Origin of the sequence: Paenibacillus sp. AR247 (assembly GCF_002968895.1) — a bacterium.
GTDB classification, from domain to species: Bacteria; Bacillota; Bacilli; order Paenibacillales; family Paenibacillaceae; genus Paenibacillus_AQ; species Paenibacillus_AQ favisporus.
Genome location: NZ_PCZT01000005.1, coordinates 71,145 through 90,004 on the forward strand (window position 1 = coordinate 71,145; position 18,860 = coordinate 90,004).

Sequence of the window (18,860 nt, forward strand, 5' to 3'; positions counted from 1 at the left end):
GAAGGGAAAAATCAGCCTCTGATTTGGGAGGCCGATGAATTTGTACTTTTTTCCACGCATTTGCACGAAAAGCCAATGTATGAGATACTAGAGGCCGTTCAAATGAAAGATTCGTAGACTGGAAATAAATAGCAATAGAAATCGAATATTATTTTTCCGCACATGATCGAATATCGAATTCCCTTTGTTGCCGTATCCTGTGAAGTAAATTTGTGCCGTTCCTAAGCAACATGTGTTGTAAAGACTGTCCTGTTTGTCAGTTATTGTACGATCTCGGATACAGCAATTGACTGAAAATGTTTCCAAAGGTTATTCAAAACCTGTATTTTTGGTTACTTAAAGAGGGAATGTGCCGGAAATATAGGAGGAGAAACATGTACACATTACGTCAAAACCGCTGGATGGCACTGCTGATCGGTGTGCTTCTGGTGTGTTTCTCTGCAATTTGCATGCTGCTGCAAAACGAGCAGATGCATAAAATGCAGTATAACGACAGCACGAATCAACTGGGGGCCGTAACATACAGCAAGAACGATGAAGCAGGCGCAAGCCCGCAGCATTTATCCATACAGGGGGCAAAACACCCGTTAACCGCGGAAAACTCCGTGCAGCTTTTGAATGTAAATTTATTGAAAAAATGGAACGTTAAGCATCATCCCCTTTTTGTTGAAGGGATTTCAGCACAAACACCGGCTGCCGCCAAAAAGGCCCAAGCTGTGCAAGCAAAGCCTAAGGCAAAGAAAGCTGTAGCTGTTGCAGCCAAGCCGAAGCTGGATCCAAAACTGAATCCCCCCACCACGTTATTCTTCAGCCGGACCAAACTGCTCAGTCCTTCCCAGAAGTCGGAAGCGACCAAACAGTACAAGGTAACCGCTGAGGACGTGCTTCTGCTCCGTAGAATCGTGATGGCAGAAGCCGAAGGCGAACCGTACAAAGGCAAAGTGGCTGTGGCCAATGTTGTCTTGAACCGGCTGCGGTCAGCCAATTTTCCCGATACGATTAGAAAAGTCATTTACCAGAGATATCAGTTCAGTCCTGTGGCGAACGGCCGTTTTGACCGTGTGAAGCCGAACGAGGATTCGATTCATGCCGTCAATGAGGCGCTTAACGGACGCAAGGAAGTCTCGGATGATACGTATTATTTTCTGTCGCTGAAGCTGGCCGACGACCTGACGGTTCACCATACGCGGACCCTGGCCAAGACGATCGGCAACCACTCCTTTTACAAATAAATCCCGTAAGTTTAAAATGTTTATGGGTAAAGGATAATGAGGAGGTGGCGTTCATATGAAAATTACGTATTATGGTCATTCCTGTGTGGTGGTGGAGGAAGGCGGCCGGAGCGTGATCATCGATCCGTTTCTCTCGGGCAATCCGGCATCGGGTATTGCGCCTGCGGATATCCGTGTTGATGCGGTGCTGCTCACCCATGGGCACTCCGACCACTTTGGCGATGCGCTGGAGATTGCCAAAGCGAATGATTGTCCGATTGTCGCCGTGTTCGAGCTGGCGGAGTTCTGCCGCAAGAAGGGCGCGAAAACCTTTGCCATGAACATCGGGGGGCAGCAGCAGTTTGACGGATTCAAGGTCAAATACACGCTGGCTTTCCACAGCTCTGCGGTACAGGACGGCGACGCGCTGATCTATGCCGGAGAACCGGCGGGCATCCTGCTGACCATGGGCGGCAAAACGTTCTTCCATGCGGGAGATACGGCGCTGTTCGGCGACATGCGGCTTATCGGTGAAATGAATCAGATCGATGCTGCCGCGCTGCCGATCGGCGACGTGCTGACGATGGGACCGGACGATGCGCTGCTGGCGGCCAAATGGCTCCGGGCGGACCGTGTCATCCCGGTACATTACAACACTTTCCCTGCCATTAACCAGAACAGTACGCTCTTCTGCGACCGTCTTCATCAGGAAGGCATTGAAGGACACGCGCTCAAGCCGGGAGAGAGCATTGAGATCTGACCGCTGATGAAGCGGTGGTTTTGACAAATGGCACCCCCCGCCGTATCCGGGCATACAGTATCGTAACATTAGCCTATCGGAAAGGCGGGGGTTGGTTGTTTTACCGAACTAGTGAACATAACGGGTATTTGCCGGCCGGCGAGCTGCAGAAAGCCGTACAGGGCGAGTACGAAGCGATCCGCAAGGGACGAAGGCTTCAGGAGCTGGCGCCGCCGGACCACCGGATTTATTTCAGCCGCGTGGTCGAAGAGGAGCGGCAGGGCCGTCTTGCCGAGCTAACCCGTCTCTATTATGAGCATACCGGCTGCTACCCGGTCTTCAGCAAGGTTGAAACGCCCAGGGCGTATGTAACCGGACTGAAAACGACCGTCGATGACGCACTCGAAAATGCGTGGAATTATTCGGACCTGATGCTGACGGCGACGGACCCGAAGGTCCAGAAGCTGATGCTGCGCGCGATGAACAGCGAAATGCGCTGGGTCAGCCGGCTGCAGTTTTTGTACAGCAATTATTTCCACGAAAACGGCGACATGAAGCACAAGGGCACCATTGGCATCGCCGACAATTCATTTTGAATAATTATCGACGTTTTATAACAAAAAGAAAACCATTCCCCCATGCAACGAGGATTTCCGCCGTTGTCGCATACCCCATTCCCCTAGTGAGCATGAAGTATTATTCTTGTAGCCAATGTCGTCTTCGTACTGGTTTATTTTGATGTATCTGGATTTACTTGCATTTATTTATTCTGAAGATAGAAAGGTTGCTTTCCATGAGACATACGGTACTTCCCCCTAAGCAGGGACTTTATGATCCGCAGTTTGAAAAAGACGCCTGCGGCATGGGCTTCGTTGCTCATATCAAAGGCCGGGCCTCCCATGAGATCGTAGGCCAGGCTCTGACGATGCTCGAGAATATGGAGCACCGTGGCGGACAGGGCAGCGAGCCTAATTCCGGTGACGGCGCCGGGATCATGCTGCAAATTCCTCACCGCTTCTTTGCGGAAGAAGCGGCCCGGATCGGCTTTGAGCTGCCTGAACCGGGGCAATACGGCGTAGGCATGCTGTTCCTTTCCCACGACGAAGCCGTTCGGGAGGCTCATGAGAGCCGGCTCGTCGAAATCATCCGGGAAGAAGGGCAGCAGTTCCTGGGCTTCCGCGACGTTCCGACCTATGACGAGATGCTGGGCAAATCCGCGAAGGAAGCCAAGCCGTACGTACGGCAGATTTTCATCGGACGCAGCATCGATGTGAAGGACGAAATGGACTTTGAGCGCAAGCTGTACATCATCCGCAGACGCGCCGAGCTGGCCATCCGTTATGGCGACGCTCCGCAGGCGGACTCCTTCTATATTTCCAGCCTTTCGTGCCGGAAAATCGTATACAAAGGGATGCTGACCACCATTCAGGTGGGGCAGTTCTATCTGGATCTGAGAAACGAGCTGGTGGAGACGGCGATCGCCCTCGTTCACTCGCGTTTCAGCACGAACACCTTCCCGAGCTGGGAACGGCGCACCCGTACCGCTTCATGATTCACAACGGGGAGATCAACACGCTCCGCGGCAACGTGAACTGGATGCATGCGCGCCAGTCGCTGTTTAAGAGCGATATTTTTTGGGGATGACCTGGAGAAGGTCAAGCCGGTCATCAATCCGGACGGTTCGGATACCGCCATGTTCGATAACACGTTTGAGTTCCTGTACCTGAGTGGACGTTCCCTGCCACACGTCGCCATGATGATGGTGCCGGAGCCTTGGAACAACCATGAAAGCATGGACGAACGAAAAAAGCGTTCTACGAATACCACAGCACGCTGATGGAACCGTGGGACGGACCGGCGGCTATGGCGTTCACCGACGGCGTCCAAATCGGCGCCATTCTTGACCGGAACGGACTCCGTCCGTCCCGTTATTACGTGACGAAGGACGACCTGATTATTCTTTCTTCGGAAGCTGGCGTGCTCGACATTCCAGCTGAGGATGTCCTGTACAAGGACCGTCTCCGTCCGGGCAGAATGCTGCTCGTAGATACGAAGGAAGGACGGATCATTTCTGACGAGGAAGTGAAAGCCCAGATCGCTGCCGAGCAGCCGTACCGCGAGTGGCTCGACGAGCATCTGGTCAATCTGGATGAGCTTCCGGACGCGCCGGAGCTGCCGAATCCGAAGCATGACAACGTGCAGCAGCTGCAGCTCTCTTTCGGCTATACGTTCGAAGATCTGCGCAAAGTGCTGGAACCGATGGCTTCGACCGGCCAGGAAGCGGTAGCCTCGATGGGCTACGACGCGCCGCTGGCGGTGCTGTCCGACAAGCCGCAGCGCCTGTACAACTACTTTAAACAAATGTTCGCGCAGGTGACCAACCCGCCGATCGACGCGATCCGCGAAGAGATTATCACCGCGACCGGAACGACGATCGGACCGGAGCGCAACCTGCTGCATCCGGAGCCTGAGAGCTGCCGCCAGATCCGTCTGGACACGCCGGTTCTCTCGAATGAAGACTTCGCGAAGATCCGCCACGTGCATCGTCCCGGCTTCAAGTCGATGACGATTCCGATCTTCTTCCCTGCAGAAGAGGGGGCGGAAGGCCTGCGCAAGGCGCTTGACGGATTGTGCGAAGCGGCCGACCGCGTGATCAAGAAAGGCCACAACATCCTGATCCTGTCCGACCGCGGCGTGGACAAAGAAAATGCGGCGATTCCGGCGCTTCTTGCCGTATCCTGCCTGCATCATCATTTGATCCGCCAAGGAACGCGGACGAAAGTCAGCATTTTGCTCGAATCCGGCGAACCTCGTGAAGTGCATCATTACGCGCTGCTGCTCGGTTACGGCGTGAGCGCCGTCAACCCTTACCTGGCGTTCGAAACGCTGGACGACATGATCCAGCAGGGGCTGCTGCGCGGCGTGACGCACGAGAAAGCCGTTAAAAACTATATCAAAGCCGCGACGAAGAGCGTGGTGAAAATTTTGTCCAAAATGGGCATCTCGACAATCCAATCCTACCGCGGCGCGCAAATCTTTGAAGCCGTCGGACTCAAAGAAGATTTTGTCGAGAAGTACTTTACCCGTACGCCGTCCCGCATCGGCGGCATCGGCCTGGAAGAAGTGGCGGCCGAAGCGCTGGCCCACCACAACCGCGCCTTTACCGACAAGGACGGAAGCGACAAGGTGCTCGATTCCGGAGGCGACTATCAATGGCGCAAGGACGGGGAGGAGCATCTGTTCAACCCGCAGACGATCCACCTGCTTCAGCAGGCCGTACGCACCGGCGATTACCAGGTGTACAAAAAGTACGCGAAGCTTGTTCAGGGCGAGAACGAGAAGCATCTGACGATCCGCTCGCTGCTGAAACTGAAACCGGTAGGAGCTCCGGTTCCGATTGAGGAAGTCGAGCCGATCGAGTCCATTATGAGACGCTTCAAGACCGGTGCCATGTCCTTCGGCTCCATCAGTAAGGAAGCTCACGAAAGCCTCGCGATTGCGATGAACCGCATCGGCGGCAAGAGCAACACCGGTGAGGGCGGCGAAGATCCGGCGCGTTATATTCCGGATGCGAACGGCGATTCCCGCCGCAGCGCGATCAAGCAGGTGGCGTCCGGCCGGTTTGGCGTGACGTCGAACTACCTGGTGAACGCGGACGAAATACAAATCAAGATGGCGCAGGGAGCGAAGCCGGGTGAAGGCGGACAGCTTCCGGGCCGTAAAGTATATCCTTGGGTTGCCGAAGTGCGCGGTTCTACGCCGGGCGTGGGCTTGATTTCTCCGCCGCCGCATCATGACATTTACTCGATCGAGGATTTGGCGGAGCTGATTTATGATCTGAAGAACTCCAATCCGCGCGCGAACATCAACGTGAAGCTCGTGTCCGAGGTTGGCGTCGGAACGATCGCGGCCGGGGTGGCCAAAGGCCGTGCCGACATTATCCTCGTCAGCGGATATGACGGTGGTACCGGTGCATCGCCGCAGGGATCCATCCGCCATGCGGGTCTTCCTTGGGAACTGGGCGTTGCGGAAACGCACCAGACGCTCATCCTGAATAACCTGCGCGACCGCGTCGTCCTGGAAACGGACGGCAAAATGCTGAACGGACGCGATCTGGCCGTCGCAGCGCTGCTGGGTGCCGAAGAGTATGGCTTCTCTACGGCTCCGCTCGTGGCACTTGGCTGTATCATGATGCGTGTCTGCCAGATGGACACCTGTCCGGTTGGGGTAGCTACCCAGAATCCGGAACTGCGCAAGAACTTCATGGGCGATCCGGCGCATGTCGTTAACTTCATGAGATTCGTGGCAGAAGATATGCGTGAAATAATGGCGGAGCTCGGCTTCCGTACGATCCAAGAGATGATCGGACGCACGGACTGCCTGGATGCCGAAGAGGCGAACGGACATTGGAAGAAGCAAGGCATCGATCTGTCCGTTCTGCTGCACACACCGGAGCTTCCGGAAGGTAGCACGCGCTACCGCACGAAGACCCAGAACCACGGTCTCGAAGAGACGCTGGATATGCGTGAGCTGCTGAAGCTGGCAGCACCGGCGCTGGAAGACGGAACGCCAGTTACCGGCGAGCTTTCGATTACGAACGTAGACCGCGCCGTAGGCACGATTCTCGGCAGCGAAGTCACGCGGAAGTACGGGGCAGCCGGCCTGCCGGAAGACACGATTTCGCTGACCTTTACGGGAACGGCCGGCCAAAGCTTGGGCGCCTTCGTTCCGAAGGGCATCACGCTGACCGTGGTTGGCGACGCGAATGACTACACCGGCAAAGGGCTCTCCGGCGGGAAGCTGATCGTGAAGCCGTCGCCGAAATCAACGTTCAAGGCCGAAGAGAACATCATTATCGGCAACACGGCTTTTTATGGCGCGACAAGCGGCGAGGCGTACATCCGCGGCATCGCCGGCGAACGCTTTGCGGTCCGCAACTCCGGCGTGAATGTCGTCGTTGAAGGCGTTGGCGATCACGGATGCGAATATATGACAGGCGGCCGCGTCGTCATCCTTGGGGAAACGGGACGTAACTTTGGCGCCGGGCATGTCGGGCGGCATCGCCTACGTCTATGATCCGCAGGGTACGTTTATCGACCGCTGCAACCTGGAGATGATTCTTCTGGAGCGCGTTGAAGATGCAGAGGAAGTCCAGGAACTGAAGAGCATGATCGAGAAGCATGTCAACTACACGGAGAGTGCTGTCGGTGAGCGTGTGCTGGAAGACTGGGAGCACAGCCTCGGCCAGTTTGTCCGCGTCATTCCGAAGGATTACAAGCGGATGACACAGCAAATCCGCAAGGTTCAGGAGAATGGACTGAGCGGCGAAGCTGCCCTGCTGGCCGCCTTCGAAGCCAACATGCGCGAGCTCGCGAGAGCGGGAAACAACTAATTCTTCCAAACCGGATGTTATAAAGACATAATTCCTATCAACAAGGTTGAAATTTTCATATTTGCGCAATAATTGCTGGAAAGGGCATACGAAATGTTTTCAATTGGAGACATAAATCGTATGCCCATTTTTTCGACAAAAATAGAACCTGCTTCAAAAAGCAATTGTCCCATTAGACGACAACATCCAGAAGAGGCTTGGGATATAATAAAAAAGACCTAGTCACTTGGCTGATTCTTGACATTCATACTTGGAACAGACGTTGTATTTGTCAACAAAAGAGTAGCCGTGGAAATCATTTTGGATAATATGTTGAGTGGAGCGAGGGTATCTTCGATGAGAGATGAGAGAAAGTTCGGTGCCGAGGCCCGGTCCAACCAAGAACTTCCGGAGCAAACCCAATTGGACATCATGAAAGTGTTGGAGCAATGCGGGATTCACCCTGACAACTGGAAGCGCTTTGTTCAAAAGATGGAGAAGGGGACGGATTAGCGGAAATTTCGCAGATCGTGTCCGGGGGGTTCGCATAAAACGACAAGGAGGGACAGAAAACGTTTTATCAATCCGATTTTAGACAGGGAGGCCGCCCTGCAGCAGTTGACTTCCATATGCTCCAAAAGGGTACCCCGTCGAATTACGGTAACCGAACCTATAAAAACCTCAGCCCTCCTAAGTTCAAGGAAAGCTGAGGTTTTTCATTATTTCATGGACCGTTCCATCCGCACAAAAGCGATAAAACGTTTGGCTTCTTCCTCAGACAAGCGGCGGCCGTCAATCGTCAAATTGAACTTTTCCAGCAAGTCCTCGTCCGAAAGCTCCAGTTGATCGACAAAATCCCGGACCTCCGGATCCATGACAATCTTCGGCTGGTTCGTACGGCCGATCAGATAATCGATGGAAACGTCAAATTTGTCAGCCAGTTTGGTCAGAATCTCAAAATCAGGTTTACGGCGGTTCTTTTCATAGTGGGATAGTGCGGCTCGCGTAATGCCTATGGATTGGGCCAATTCCTCCTGGGTCCAGCCGCGTTGGTCCCGCAATTCTGCGATGCGATTACCATGATTCATGAATTAACCTCCTCCGAATACCTGAAAAAATACATAAAGTTAGAAACAAAATGTCGCAAAAATAGATTCATATAGGAAATAAGTATTGACTAGTTACAAAATGTATCGTAAAGTGAAAATTGGAAATGATACCATTTGTATCAATTGTTGAGACGTTACGTATCCTTTAGCAGTATAAGGCGTTATCCCGATTTTCATACCATGAGGCAGGAATAATCCGATGAATATGTTAACAGCACATGGCATACATCTTCAAACGTATATGTATATCCATCAGGTCGGGAACCAGACGGTTTTTCTGCATCGGACCCGTCCTGTCATCTTATGGGAATACGAGCCAAGCCGAATGGTAATCATCAGCGACTTGGATCTCCCCGTCGTGCCCGAGCTCAGGCTGGGGTTCATTATCCACGTTCCAAATGCCCCTGCCCGTCAGGTGTACGGCACCGTGGCTTGGAAAGAAAGCAGCATCTCCTTTAAGGCCCACCAATACGGCATTCGTATTGAATCCCCGCAGCAGGAGCCGGAGCGCATGACAAAACACCACAACCGCCCACAACGAGGCGGCCGAGCGGCCTCCACACCGTATGAAAGTCCCTGTGACCACGATTCTTTCCCCGGCCCAGGACACCATTTTGATATCAAAGCATAAAAATCTTACGTTTTTTCGTAATGGGATACAGACATTTTACACTATTTATCAAAGGGCTGCATAGTGCTTTGCTTTAAAAAGGCTGAAGTAAAAGCCTGTCATGTGATCGTCCGGTTGGACTTATATTGAGAGCGGGGGATGGATCAGTCATGGGACGTACGTTGACCTTGGATTTCCTGATGCAGATGCTTCAAAGCGACGAGGATGTTCATTTATGAGCAGCATGAATCCGCTGAACAAAACGGTGGACGTCGGCAAGCCCCTTCCGATCACTCCCCGAAAAGACAGGATGTTGTACCTTTGGGCCAAGCGAACCCTGGATATTAGCTTATCGCTTATTGGGCTGATTTTTTTATGTCCGGTATTCCTAGCCGTTGCCTTGCTTATCAAGCTGGAGGATCCAAAAGGCTCGGTGTTTTTCTCCCAGGTCCGCGTCGGGCGTGGGGGCACACCATTTAAGATGTACAAATTCCGGTCGATGGTCAGCGGAGCCGAGCTGATGCTCGGCAATTTGATCCAGCAAAGCGATGTGACCGGGCGATGTTCAAAATGAAAAACGATCCGCGGGTCACCCGGGTCGGCCGGTTCATCCGCAAAACGAGCATTGATGAGCTGCCCCAGCTTGTGAATGTGCTGAAAGGAAATATGAGCCTGGTCGGGCCAAGACCGCCTTTGCCCCGGGAGGTAAGCGACTATACTTCCTACGATATGCAGAGGCTGCTCGTTGTCCCGGGGTGCACAGGTTTGTGGCAGGTCAGCGGAAGGAACCATGTGGGATTTCAGGAAATGGTCGAGCTGGACCTCAAATACATAAACGAACAGTCGATATGGATGGATATGATCATCATTTGTAAAACGGTCAAGGTGCTGTTCGGCGCGGATAATGCGTACTAACCGCTGCGTGACCAAGTGCGCAGGGCGCAGCTGTGTCCATTAGGAAGGTGGCAGATGCATCATGAAAAAATGGGTTGTTTCGACCATCGCCGTCGTATCGGTGCTGGTGGTCGGCGTCGCGGGATACGGATTGTATATTTACAATTCGGTCAAAGCGACGGCTAACGAAATATATGAAAAGCGGGAACCGTCCATTGTACCGGTAACTGTCAGCTCCGATGGCAAGACGGGCGGCCAGGCGGATACGTCCAAGAGCGCCGAAAACCCGCCGGCGGTTCATTTGAATGAAAGGGAGCCGTTTACTGTTCTGGTCATGGGTGTGGATCAGCGCGAGGACGACCCGGGCCGCTCGGACTCGATGATCCTGCTGACGGTAAATCCGGCCAAGCAGAGTATCCTGATGTTCAACATCCCGCGTGACACAAGAACCGAAATCGTCGGTCACGGGACGACGGACAAGATCAACCATGCTTACGCCTTTGGCGGCGTAAACATGTCGGTCGCGACGGTAGAGCACTTCCTCGGTTACCCGGTCAACTATTACATCAAGGTCAATATGGAGGGCTTCGCCAAAATCATTGATTTGCTCGGTGGGGTGGAAGTGAATAATCCGTTTGCCTTCCAATATGAAGGATACGATTTCAAACAGGGCGACTTAAAGCTGGACGGCTCCGAGGCGCTGGCCTTCTCCCGGATGCGGTATGACGATCCGCGCGGAGATTTGGGGCGTAATGCACGGCAGCGGGAAATTTTAGAGCAGGTGATCAATAATGCGCTCAAAATATCGAATGTCGTAAAAGTCGAATCCCTACTGAACCAGGTAGGCGACAGTGTCAGGACGGACATCACTTTCGACAATATGAAGACCTTCGTGACCGATTACCGCTCTGACCTGAAGACAATCGAGCAGGTGGAGATCAAGGGCCAGGGCAAGAAGATCAACGGAATTTGGTATTACATGGTCAGCGATGAGGAGCGGCAGCGCATCCATAATGTCATTAAAGAGCATTTACAATAAGAGGCAGGCGTGGCTTGATGTCACGCTTGCTTTTTCATTTCCGGCGTCCTTTGCAGCATCTCGGAACCCGAATTGATTCATAAGCCCCACTTTGTGGGGTTATTTTTCGACGAAAACCGTCAGTTTCCTTGACAAAGGATGCAGATTCATGTAGATTTCTTGGTGTGCATGTTACAGAATGTATCTATAATAAGTCGTTGGTCATAACTTTAAGCGCAAAGACACACTTCATGGAAGGGAAGTCGATTCTCTTGAACAGTCAGCTATCCGTATTCTGCTTGCGATGTGAGCAGGTCATCCCTATGTCGGACACGGCACTTGTGTTCCGGACGGGATTTTACCGCACAGTGATTCCCCTGGGCTGCTGTACCCTATGTTATTCGCAGACACAATCAGAGGCAGATTTCCCATATGATGGGCATCTGCAAGGCGAATATGCTACAATGGGGCCAGACTTGGGCAGAAGGGGTGATAGAAATGCAGCAGGAACCGGTGGTTCGGCTGGAAGGTGTCACGAAGAAAGTCTCATCCAAAACATTGGTTGAGGATGTTACGCTGGACATCCCTCCCGGGCAGGTCTTTGGCTTTCTCGGTCCGAACGGGGCCGGAAAAACGACGACTATCCGCATGATGGTCGGGCTGACCAAGATCACCAAGGGAGATATTAAAATTTGCGGTTACAGCATCAAGGATCATTTTGAGCAGGCCATCGTCCACGTGGGGGCGATCGTGGAAAACCCGGAGATGTATAAGTTTTTGACGGGGTATGAAAACCTCCGTCACTTTGCCCGGATGATGTCAGGGATTACCGAGGAGCGCATTCAGGAAGTGGTTCAGCTCGTAGGGCTGAGCAACCGGATTCAGGACCCGGTGCGGACGTATTCGCTGGGCATGCGGCAGCGCCTGGGCGTAGCTCAGGCGATTTTGCACCGTCCGAAGCTGCTGATCCTGGACGAGCCCACCAACGGGCTGGACCCGCAGGGAATCCGCGAGCTGAGGGACTACCTGCGCCGGCTGTGCAGGGAAGAGGGGACGACGGTATTCGTCTCCAGCCATCTGCTGTCCGAGATGGAGCTGATGTGCGACGCCGTGGCCATCATCCAGAACGGACGGTTGATTGACGTACGCACACTGGCCGGTGTTGAGGGAGCGGAGGAGACGACCGTGGAAACGGCATTTGCGCTGGACCGGCCGGAGCAGGCGCAGGAGCTGCTTGGGGGCGGTACGGTACGCGATGGACTGCTGATCGTCCGGCTCGACCGAAATGGCATTGCCGACACGAATGCCCGGCTCGTCCAGAGCGGATTCAAGGTGTACGGGATTCAGAAGATAACCCGGTCGCTGGAGGACCAATTCTTGGAAATGACGGGAAGTGATCAGATTGGGTAGCTTTATCCATCTCGTGCAGAACGAGAACATGAAGATATACCGGAGAGCCCGGACGTGGATCATGCTGTCGATCCTGGTCATCGTCAACATTCTGATGCCGCTCCTGTTTCACTTGGCGGATGGCGGGGGCAATATCAGCTTATGGGAAAGCGTGCTTCAGACCGGGGCGTTTACGTTTTTTCTGTGCACCATATTTTCGGTTGTGGTCGCCTCGGATTCCGTTGCAGGCGAATTCTCCTGGGGTACGATCAAGCTGCTGCTGATCCGCCCATGGAGCCGATCGAAGATTCTGCTCTCCAAATATATTGCCGTTGTGCTGTTCAGCCTGCTGTGCACGGTGCTGCTGATCGTTGTGTCATACGGGGTCTCTGCAATCTTCTTCTCGGGAGGAGCGGGCGGGTCCCTTATGGGTGAGCGCATCGGGCCGCGTCATTACTTTCTGATTATGCTATGCGATTATGTAGACCTGTTCATGACCGTGGCGCTGGCCTTTATGCTCTCGGCCGTGTTCCGGGCAAGCGGGCTCGCCATCGGGCTGTCGCTGTTCATCATGTTCGCGAAGGGCATCTTTAATATGCTGTTCAACCCTGAGCGCTACAGCTGGGCGAAGTTTTTGCCGTTTATGCACATGGACCTGTCGCAGTATCTGGCCTCTTCGGTGGGACCTGGAGGCGTGACGCTCGGCTTCTCGATTTTGATTCTGGCCATCTACTACGTCTTGTTTCTGGTCATCGCCTGGACCGTGTTCGGCAAACGGGACGTCGCGGCCTGACCTGTCACGATATTAAAAGCCAAAAAAACGCAGTGCATGTGGACGTGATCCGTTCACTTGCGACTGCGTTTTTTGTTGATTTAAGAAAGCAGAAGCTTCAGGCCACATCAGCCGGCTTCCGATTCCAAATACCGCGGGGTGGAGGCGGTCTCCAGCGCCATTTCCTCCGGGGCGTCCTTCAGCTCCATTTTGCTGGATCCGTGGAGGATGCCGCCCTCGGTAATGACCAGCGACGTTGCCCCCAGCACGTCACCGAACATCTGCCCGGTCGCCGTGATGGTCAGCCGGCCGAGCGTCGTCACATCGCCGTACACTTTTCCGGCAATGATGACCTCTCTGGCATGAATATGCGATCTTGCCACTGCATGCTCCCCGACAATGACGCTGCCTTTGCTCTCAATGACGCCGTTAAATTTGCCTTCGATGCGCAGGTTGGCCTCACAGGCCAGCGTCCCTTCGATTTCTGTCCCTTTGCCGATCAAAGTGTCCGTTGCGCTCTGGTGCCGGCTCGCTTTGGATCTGCTCATGTTTGAAATCCCTCCTTTTTTAAGATTATAAGATCGAGGGAGATGCCGTTTATTTTTGCAAAATGTGTTTTGAGCGACTGGAAGCTCGCTTCAGGCGAGCGGTTGTCGGACCCTGCACTGTTTCCCAAGCATCAATGCGAAGCCGATGAACAGGTTCAAATCGTCAGCAGCGGACCGGATCAGGATTGGAACGCCATCCAGGAGATGTGCTTTGGCGCGATTACGGTCGCGAAAAAAAGGATCTGGATCACCTCGCCCTACTTTATTCCCGATCAGGGCATCTATGAAGGACTCAAAACCGCTGCGGTCAGCGGAGTGGACGTGCGGATCATCATTCCATTGAAAGCCGATTCCAGGCTGGTGCATCTCGCTTCGCTCTCCTATATTGAAGACCTGCTGCTGGCCGGAGTGAAGTTCTATGAATATCAGAAAGGCTTCATTCATGCCAAGGTCATGATCGTCGACGACCTGATGGCCTCGGTAGGTACCGCTAACATGGACATGCGGAGCTTTTTCTGCAATTTCGAGCTGACGGCAGCGCTGTTCGAGCAATCCTCGATCGACCGGCTGGTGAAAGATTTCAAGGAAGATATGAGCCAGAGCCATCAAATCGTAACCGAGGAGTTTCAGGCCCGGCCGTTTCGGCATAAGCTGGCGGAAGTGCTGTGCCGGATGCTGTCCCCGCTGCTGTAACCGCGCGGTCCTGAATCTGCTGCTGCCAAGCCTAGTGCCGTGGAGCCCATAGAATAACGGATACGCCGGCCATGCACAGAGCCGCTCCGATCCAGTCGTAGACGTCGGGCGTGTTTTTGTCGATCCACCAGCCCCACAGCAGGGCGAGGACGATAAAGATGCCCCCGTATGCGGCATAAACCCGGCCGAAGGAAGGATAATTCTGCAGGGTGGGAATGATCCCGTACAGGATCAGTAGCAGGCTGCCCGCCGCGCCGAACCACCAGGGCTTCGCGTCCTTGATCCACAGCCATACCAGGTAACCGCCACAGATCTCGGCCAGCCCGGCCGTAATAAATAATAATAAGGATTTCATGACAGAAAAACTCCCATCCTGATAATATACAGCTAAAAACTATGATATAATAAAGTAAGGGAATAATCACGGAAGTCCAGATTTCTTAGGCTGTACACGATGCTACCCGGGCGTTTCATGTCCCTTTATGCTACAACAATCTATAGAATCGGGGGGATTCGATGGCTGTACCTTCAAACCCGCAATCCACGGATAGGCCAAACCTGCCGCAGGATTTGCAGCCGCTCAAGGCGCCGACCTCGAAAGCCAGAGTGTTCATGCGCATCCTGGTCATGCTGATCGGAGCCGGATTGGTCTCTGTTGCACTGGAAGTATTCCTCGTAAACAATAACATCATTGACGGCGGGATTACCGGCATTTCCATTATGCTGTCCCACCTTTTTCATCTGCCGCTCGGTATTTTTCTTACGGTTCTCAATATTCCTTTCTTGTTTCTGGGTTACAAGCAAATCGGCAAGACGTTTGCCTTCTCCACGCTGGCAGCCGTCCTGGTGATGTCGATTGGCACCGCGCTGCTGGAGCCTGTTAAACCCATTACGTTCGATCCGCTGCTGGCGGCCATCTTCGGAGGCGTTATCCTGGGTGCGGGCGTCGGCCTGGTCATCCGGGCAGGGGGTTCCACGGACGGCAGCGAAATCGTCGCGATTCTCATCAACAAAAAGACGCCGTTCTCCGTCGGGAGATCATCATGTTCATCAACTTCTTTATCCTGACGAGTGCGGGCTTCGTCTTCGGTTGGAATAACGCGATGTATTCGCTGATCGCCTACTTTATCGCCTTTAAAGTGATTGATATCACCAACGAAGGGATCGACCAGTCCAAATCGGTATGGATCATCAGTGAGAAATACAAGGACATCGGCGATGCCCTCACCCAGCGCCTGGGACGCGGCGTCACGTATTTGGAAGGGGAAGGAGCCTACTCCGGAGACAGCAAGAAAGTGATCTTCGTGGTCATCACCCGTCTGGAAGAGGCTAAGCTGAAGACCATCGTCGGTGATTGGGATCCGGATGCCTTCCTTGCGGTTGGTAATATCCATGACGTTAAGGGCGGCCGTTTCAAGAAAAAAGATATCCATTAGCGGGGCAGCGAAGCTGGACTGACCCGTGAAATGCTTCAAAGCCCGGAAGGTTATCTTCCGGGCTTTGCTGCGCTTAAATGGCGGATCACCTGCTCGATTGGCTGCGGGGCGAGCGCGGCGATCAGGTCGCCGTAGCGGGCAAGCCGCTCCTCGATGTTAAGCAGATGAAAATCGGTCGGGGCAACGTTGCTGTCCACTTCCTCCCAGTGCAGCGGGGTTGACACCGTCGCGCCCGGGCGTGCCCGGGGGGTGTAAGGGGCGGCGAGTGTTTTTCCCTGATAGTGCTGTAGGTAATCGAAGTAGATTTTATCGCCGCGGTTTTTCTTGAGCCGCTCCAGGGTGAACAGCTCCGGGTGCTTCTCCGTCACGAACATGCCGACGAAATGCCCGACGGTGCGCAGCTCGTCGAACGTGATCCCTTCATTGATCGGCACGATGATCTGAATACCCGTCGCCCCGGAGGTCTTCGGCACCGACTGCAGTCCGAGCGAGCGCAGCACTTTGCCGACGATGGACGCGGCTTCCATGATCCGGGGTTCGACCTCTCGCGACGGGTCGAGGTCAATCATCCATTCACAGGGCAGCGTGCTCCCTGCGTAATGGAGGGACGGGTGAAACTCCAGCGCGGCCAGGTTGCCCAGCCACAGCAGCTCGGGCAGGCCGTTCAGCAGGATGTAATTGATCCCGTCCTTCTCGGCCGTCTGGACATAGGGAGGGAGCGGTTCCGGCGCATTTTTTTGATAAAAAAATTCGCCAGGCACCCCATGCGGATAACGGATCGTCGTGAGCAGCCGGTTCCGGCAATATTTCAGCAAATAAGGAGCGAGCGCCGCGAGCTTTTGCAAATAAATCGCCTTGGGCGAAGCTGAACCATTCTATAATCGCAGAAAAACTTCAGCTAAATGCGGTCTGTCTTCTTTGAAGGTACGTCGATAGACGTTTTCTTTAAGATTATAGAATTTATAAAATTCAGCGAAGCTGAACCATTCTATAATCGCAAGAAAAACTTCAGCTAAACGCGGTCTGTCTTCTTTGAAGGTACGTCGATAGACGTTTTTTTTACGATCAAACCCTACTACTGAATATAAGGCAGCGGGTTAACGGGCTTATCCTTCTTCACGACCTGAAAATGAAGATGGGGGCCGGTGCTTCGCCCGGTCGAGCCGAGCTCGGCGATCTGTTCGCCCTTGTCGACGGTTTGGCCAACATTGGCCTGGATTTTGCTGAGGTGCATATACCAGGTTTGCAGGCCGTTCGGATGCTCAATGACGATATACCGTCCCCGCGCACCGCCGCTGTTCTCAGCCGTCACGATCGTACCCGCTCCCGCCGCATATACGGGGCTTCCGTTATCCCCGGCAATATCGATCCCCGCATGGAAGGATGCCCTTCCGGTAAAAGGGTCCGTCCGGTAGCCGAAGCTTGAGGTCGTCACCCGGGATTCGGTCGGCCACAGGTCGGGCTGCCCGGAGATCCGATCCTGCGTTTCCTCCGCTTTTTTCAAGGTCGAAGGGATTTGGTTCTCCATGGACCGCAGCAGCGTCTGCATCTCCTGAAAGTCATCTTTCGTCTCCTGGGCCAGGTCCAGCATATCGTTCTCATGCACAGCGATATATTCGCCACCGACATGCTGCGAGGCATCCCAGGACAGGGAAGACGCTTTGGCCCCGGAAGCAGGCTCGGCCATACTGGTGGTCCCGTGCTTGTCAATGAACTGCTGCAGCTGGTTCTCCAGTTCATCCACGCGGTCCATCCTCTGCTTCATATCTTTGGCTTGGCTCGACAGGTTGACGATTTCGTTCTGCAGGCGCTCGATGGACTGCTCCCGGCTGTTCACCGTCCGCTGCATCTGGACGTTCTTCAGGCTTTCGGCGGTGACCTTCTGCTCCAGCTGGGAGATCACCTGGGACGAGTGGGCCTGCATCGCAAGAACGAGTCCGGACAGCGACAGAACGGCCACGGCGGGGACGGCCATCATCAAGGGCTTGGAGAGATGCAGCTGTTTGACGGAATGCTGGGCGTCCCGCATGACCAGGAGCGTCACCCGCCCATTGCCTTTGGCATTTTTCATGGCGGCTCCTTTCCTCGGCTTGATTGTACTTGTCTTATCTTCTATGTATTCTCTGATCTCTTAAAACATGTCAAAAATGTGATCTTTGCCGCCGCTGCGTCTGCATCAGGCCGATCCGGGTAAATACTGAATAAAGCAGGTTGAAAGTGGTCAATCCTGAACATACAGATTGCTTTTGACCCGCAAGGAGGCTGACGTATGCTGTGGCTGCTTATCGCACTACTCGTTTTTATTTTTCAAACGGCAACGATTCTGCTTCTGGAATTCCGCAATCCTTACAAGACGGTCGCCTGGCTGTTTATATTGTTTTGCTGCCCGTTGATCGGCTTTGTGGTCTATTATTTTGTAGCCCAGGACTATAAAGCGAGGAAGAAGGTCCGTACGCAGGGTTCGCGCCTGTTTCAAGAGATCCGTCCCTTGATATGGAGTCAGGCGTCCTTGGTAAAGCGTGCCGGGGATATGCACAGCAAGGATTTTCAGCATCAGGAGCGCTTGTTTAATTTGCTGTCTCATCTGTCCGAGAGCCCGATTACCGGCTGCAACAAGAGCAGGGTGCTGACCGACGGGGAGGATACCTTTGGCGCAATGCTCGCGGCCATGGACAAAGCAGAAGATCACTTACATATTCAATTTTATATTTTCCGGGACGACGATATCGGGAACCGGTTCAAGGACATCATGGTCCGGAAGGCGAAAGCCGGGGTCAAGGTGAGGCTGCTCTGCGACGGATTCGGAAGCTACAGGCTTGGCCGCAGGCGCGGGTTCATCCAGGAGCTGAAGGAAGCGGGCGTAGAGTTCCACTTCTTCCTGCCGCCGCTTCTGGCCATGATCGACCGCAGGATCAACTACCGCAACCACCGCAAAATTATTGTCGTCGATGGGACCAAAGGCTTTGTCGGCGGGCTGAATGTCGGCGATGACTATTTGGGGAAATATCAGAAAATGGGATATTGGCGCGACACGCACCTGGAGATCGAGGGAGATGCCGTTTATTTTTGC

At 53.8% G+C, this 18,860-nt stretch carries 14 protein-coding genes and 6 pseudogenes; 15 read left to right on the plus strand and 5 right to left on the minus strand.

Annotated elements, in window-relative coordinates:
* Window positions 1-374: 374 nt before the first annotated feature.
* The 7 genes and pseudogenes from CPT76_RS04385 to CPT76_RS37025 all read left to right on the plus strand — a co-directional run bounded on the left by CPT76_RS04385 (window position 375) and on the right by CPT76_RS37025 (window position 7,834).
* On the plus strand, window positions 375-1,232 hold the full coding sequence (locus CPT76_RS04385; RefSeq protein WP_105442053.1) for a cell wall hydrolase: 858 nt from the start codon (window positions 375-377) through the stop codon (window positions 1,230-1,232).
* A gap of 55 nt (window positions 1,233-1,287) precedes the next feature.
* Entirely contained in the window at window positions 1,288-1,971 is a 684-nt protein-coding gene (locus CPT76_RS04390; protein WP_076175040.1) for a metal-dependent hydrolase, read from the plus strand.
* A gap of 95 nt (window positions 1,972-2,066) precedes the next feature.
* The gene (locus tag CPT76_RS04395; protein WP_105442054.1) at window positions 2,067-2,546 is read left to right on the plus strand and encodes a ferritin-like domain-containing protein; all 480 of its coding nucleotides are present in this window, start codon (window positions 2,067-2,069) and stop codon (window positions 2,544-2,546) included.
* Between the two features lie 266 nt (window positions 2,547-2,812).
* Window positions 2,813-3,594: pseudogene (locus CPT76_RS41875) on the plus strand (class II glutamine amidotransferase domain-containing protein).
* Window positions 3,551-7,026 (plus strand): annotated as a pseudogene (gene gltB, locus CPT76_RS04400) (glutamate synthase large subunit). Before CPT76_RS41875 ends, gltB begins: the two co-directional pseudogenes overlap by 44 nt.
* Entirely contained in the window at window positions 6,965-7,342 is a 378-nt protein-coding gene (locus CPT76_RS41880) for a GltB/FmdC/FwdC-like GXGXG domain-containing protein (RefSeq protein WP_374954602.1), read from the plus strand. The pseudogene gltB and the gene CPT76_RS41880 overlap by 62 nt, the downstream one beginning before the upstream one ends.
* A gap of 336 nt (window positions 7,343-7,678) precedes the next feature.
* On the plus strand, window positions 7,679-7,834 hold the full coding sequence (locus CPT76_RS37025; protein WP_163882458.1) for a hypothetical protein: 156 nt from the start codon (window positions 7,679-7,681) through the stop codon (window positions 7,832-7,834).
* 206 nt (window positions 7,835-8,040) lie between these two features.
* On the opposite strand, the gene CPT76_RS04410 is transcribed toward CPT76_RS37025, so the two are convergent.
* Window positions 8,041-8,409 carry a helix-turn-helix domain-containing protein gene (locus CPT76_RS04410; RefSeq protein WP_076175034.1) on the minus strand — a complete coding sequence of 123 codons (369 nt, stop codon included), beginning with the start codon at window positions 8,407-8,409 and terminating at the stop codon, window positions 8,041-8,043.
* Between the two features lie 346 nt (window positions 8,410-8,755).
* On the opposite strand from CPT76_RS04410, the gene CPT76_RS04415 reads away from it, so the two are divergent.
* The 5 genes and pseudogenes from CPT76_RS04415 to CPT76_RS04435 all read left to right on the plus strand — a co-directional run bounded on the left by CPT76_RS04415 (window position 8,756) and on the right by CPT76_RS04435 (window position 13,134).
* Window positions 8,756-9,061, plus strand: a complete 306-nt coding sequence (locus CPT76_RS04415; protein WP_181152687.1) for a hypothetical protein — start codon at window positions 8,756-8,758, stop codon at window positions 9,059-9,061.
* Window positions 9,062-9,350: 289 nt separating this feature from the next.
* Window positions 9,351-9,955 (plus strand): annotated as a pseudogene (locus tag CPT76_RS04420) (sugar transferase).
* A gap of 61 nt (window positions 9,956-10,016) precedes the next feature.
* Complete coding sequence (locus CPT76_RS04425; protein ID WP_105442056.1) at window positions 10,017-10,973, plus strand: LCP family glycopolymer transferase; 957 nt, start codon at window positions 10,017-10,019, stop codon at window positions 10,971-10,973.
* A 477-nt stretch (window positions 10,974-11,450) separates the two neighbouring features.
* Window positions 11,451-12,362 (plus strand): ABC transporter ATP-binding protein, encoded by a 912-nt coding sequence (locus tag CPT76_RS04430; RefSeq protein WP_105442057.1) that lies wholly within the window; start codon window positions 11,451-11,453, stop codon window positions 12,360-12,362.
* Complete coding sequence (locus CPT76_RS04435) at window positions 12,355-13,134, plus strand: ABC transporter permease (protein ID WP_105442058.1); 780 nt, start codon at window positions 12,355-12,357, stop codon at window positions 13,132-13,134. The genes CPT76_RS04430 and CPT76_RS04435 overlap by 8 nt, the downstream gene beginning before the upstream one ends.
* 107 nt (window positions 13,135-13,241) lie before the next feature.
* On the opposite strand, the gene CPT76_RS04440 is transcribed toward CPT76_RS04435, so the two are convergent.
* Entirely contained in the window at window positions 13,242-13,661 is a 420-nt protein-coding gene (locus tag CPT76_RS04440; protein WP_105442059.1) for a bactofilin family protein, read from the minus strand.
* A 29-nt stretch (window positions 13,662-13,690) separates the two neighbouring features.
* Between CPT76_RS04440 and CPT76_RS04445 the strand changes: the two are divergent.
* Window positions 13,691-14,354 (plus strand): annotated as a pseudogene (locus CPT76_RS04445) (phospholipase D-like domain-containing protein); the annotation flags it as partial.
* A 31-nt stretch (window positions 14,355-14,385) separates the two neighbouring features.
* On the opposite strand, the gene CPT76_RS04450 reads toward CPT76_RS04445, so the two are convergent.
* Complete coding sequence (locus CPT76_RS04450; RefSeq protein WP_105442060.1) at window positions 14,386-14,709, minus strand: YnfA family protein; 324 nt, start codon at window positions 14,707-14,709, stop codon at window positions 14,386-14,388.
* Window positions 14,710-14,966: 257 nt separating this feature from the next.
* Between CPT76_RS04450 and CPT76_RS04455 the strand changes: the two are divergent.
* A pseudogene (locus tag CPT76_RS04455) lies at window positions 14,967-15,790 on the plus strand (YitT family protein).
* Between the two features lie 50 nt (window positions 15,791-15,840).
* Here CPT76_RS04455 and CPT76_RS04460 read toward each other — a convergent pair.
* Window positions 15,841-16,647: pseudogene (locus CPT76_RS04460) on the minus strand (DNA polymerase domain-containing protein); the annotation flags it as partial.
* A gap of 218 nt (window positions 16,648-16,865) precedes the next feature.
* Complete coding sequence (locus tag CPT76_RS04465; protein WP_105442061.1) at window positions 16,866-17,861, minus strand: M23 family metallopeptidase; 996 nt, start codon at window positions 17,859-17,861, stop codon at window positions 16,866-16,868.
* 198 nt (window positions 17,862-18,059) lie between these two features.
* On the opposite strand from CPT76_RS04465, the gene CPT76_RS04470 reads away from it, so the two are divergent.
* A partial coding sequence (locus CPT76_RS04470; protein ID WP_181152688.1) for a phospholipase D-like domain-containing protein occupies window positions 18,060-18,860 on the plus strand: 801 nt, incomplete at its 3' end.

Excerpts from the sequence above, each read along its gene's own strand:
- CPT76_RS04410 (WP_076175034.1), bottom strand. The coding sequence starts at position 8,409 with ATGAATCATGGTAATCGCATCGCAGAATTGCGGGACCAACGCGGCTGG.
- CPT76_RS04430 (WP_105442057.1), top strand. The coding sequence starts at position 11,451 with ATGCAGCAGGAACCGGTGGTTCGGCTGGAAGGTGTCACGAAGAAAGTC.
- CPT76_RS04450 (WP_105442060.1), bottom strand. The coding sequence starts at position 14,709 with ATGAAATCCTTATTATTATTTATTACGGCCGGGCTGGCCGAGATCTGT.
- CPT76_RS37025 (WP_163882458.1), top strand. The coding sequence starts at position 7,679 with ATGAGAGATGAGAGAAAGTTCGGTGCCGAGGCCCGGTCCAACCAAGAA.
- CPT76_RS04415 (WP_181152687.1), top strand. The coding sequence starts at position 8,756 with ATGGTAATCATCAGCGACTTGGATCTCCCCGTCGTGCCCGAGCTCAGG.
- CPT76_RS04385 (WP_105442053.1), top strand. The coding sequence starts at position 375 with ATGTACACATTACGTCAAAACCGCTGGATGGCACTGCTGATCGGTGTG.
- CPT76_RS04440 (WP_105442059.1), bottom strand. The coding sequence starts at position 13,661 with ATGAGCAGATCCAAAGCGAGCCGGCACCAGAGCGCAACGGACACTTTG.
- CPT76_RS04465 (WP_105442061.1), bottom strand. The coding sequence starts at position 17,861 with ATGAAAAATGCCAAAGGCAATGGGCGGGTGACGCTCCTGGTCATGCGG.
- CPT76_RS04390 (WP_076175040.1), top strand. The coding sequence starts at position 1,288 with ATGAAAATTACGTATTATGGTCATTCCTGTGTGGTGGTGGAGGAAGGC.
- CPT76_RS04425 (WP_105442056.1), top strand. The coding sequence starts at position 10,017 with ATGAAAAAATGGGTTGTTTCGACCATCGCCGTCGTATCGGTGCTGGTG.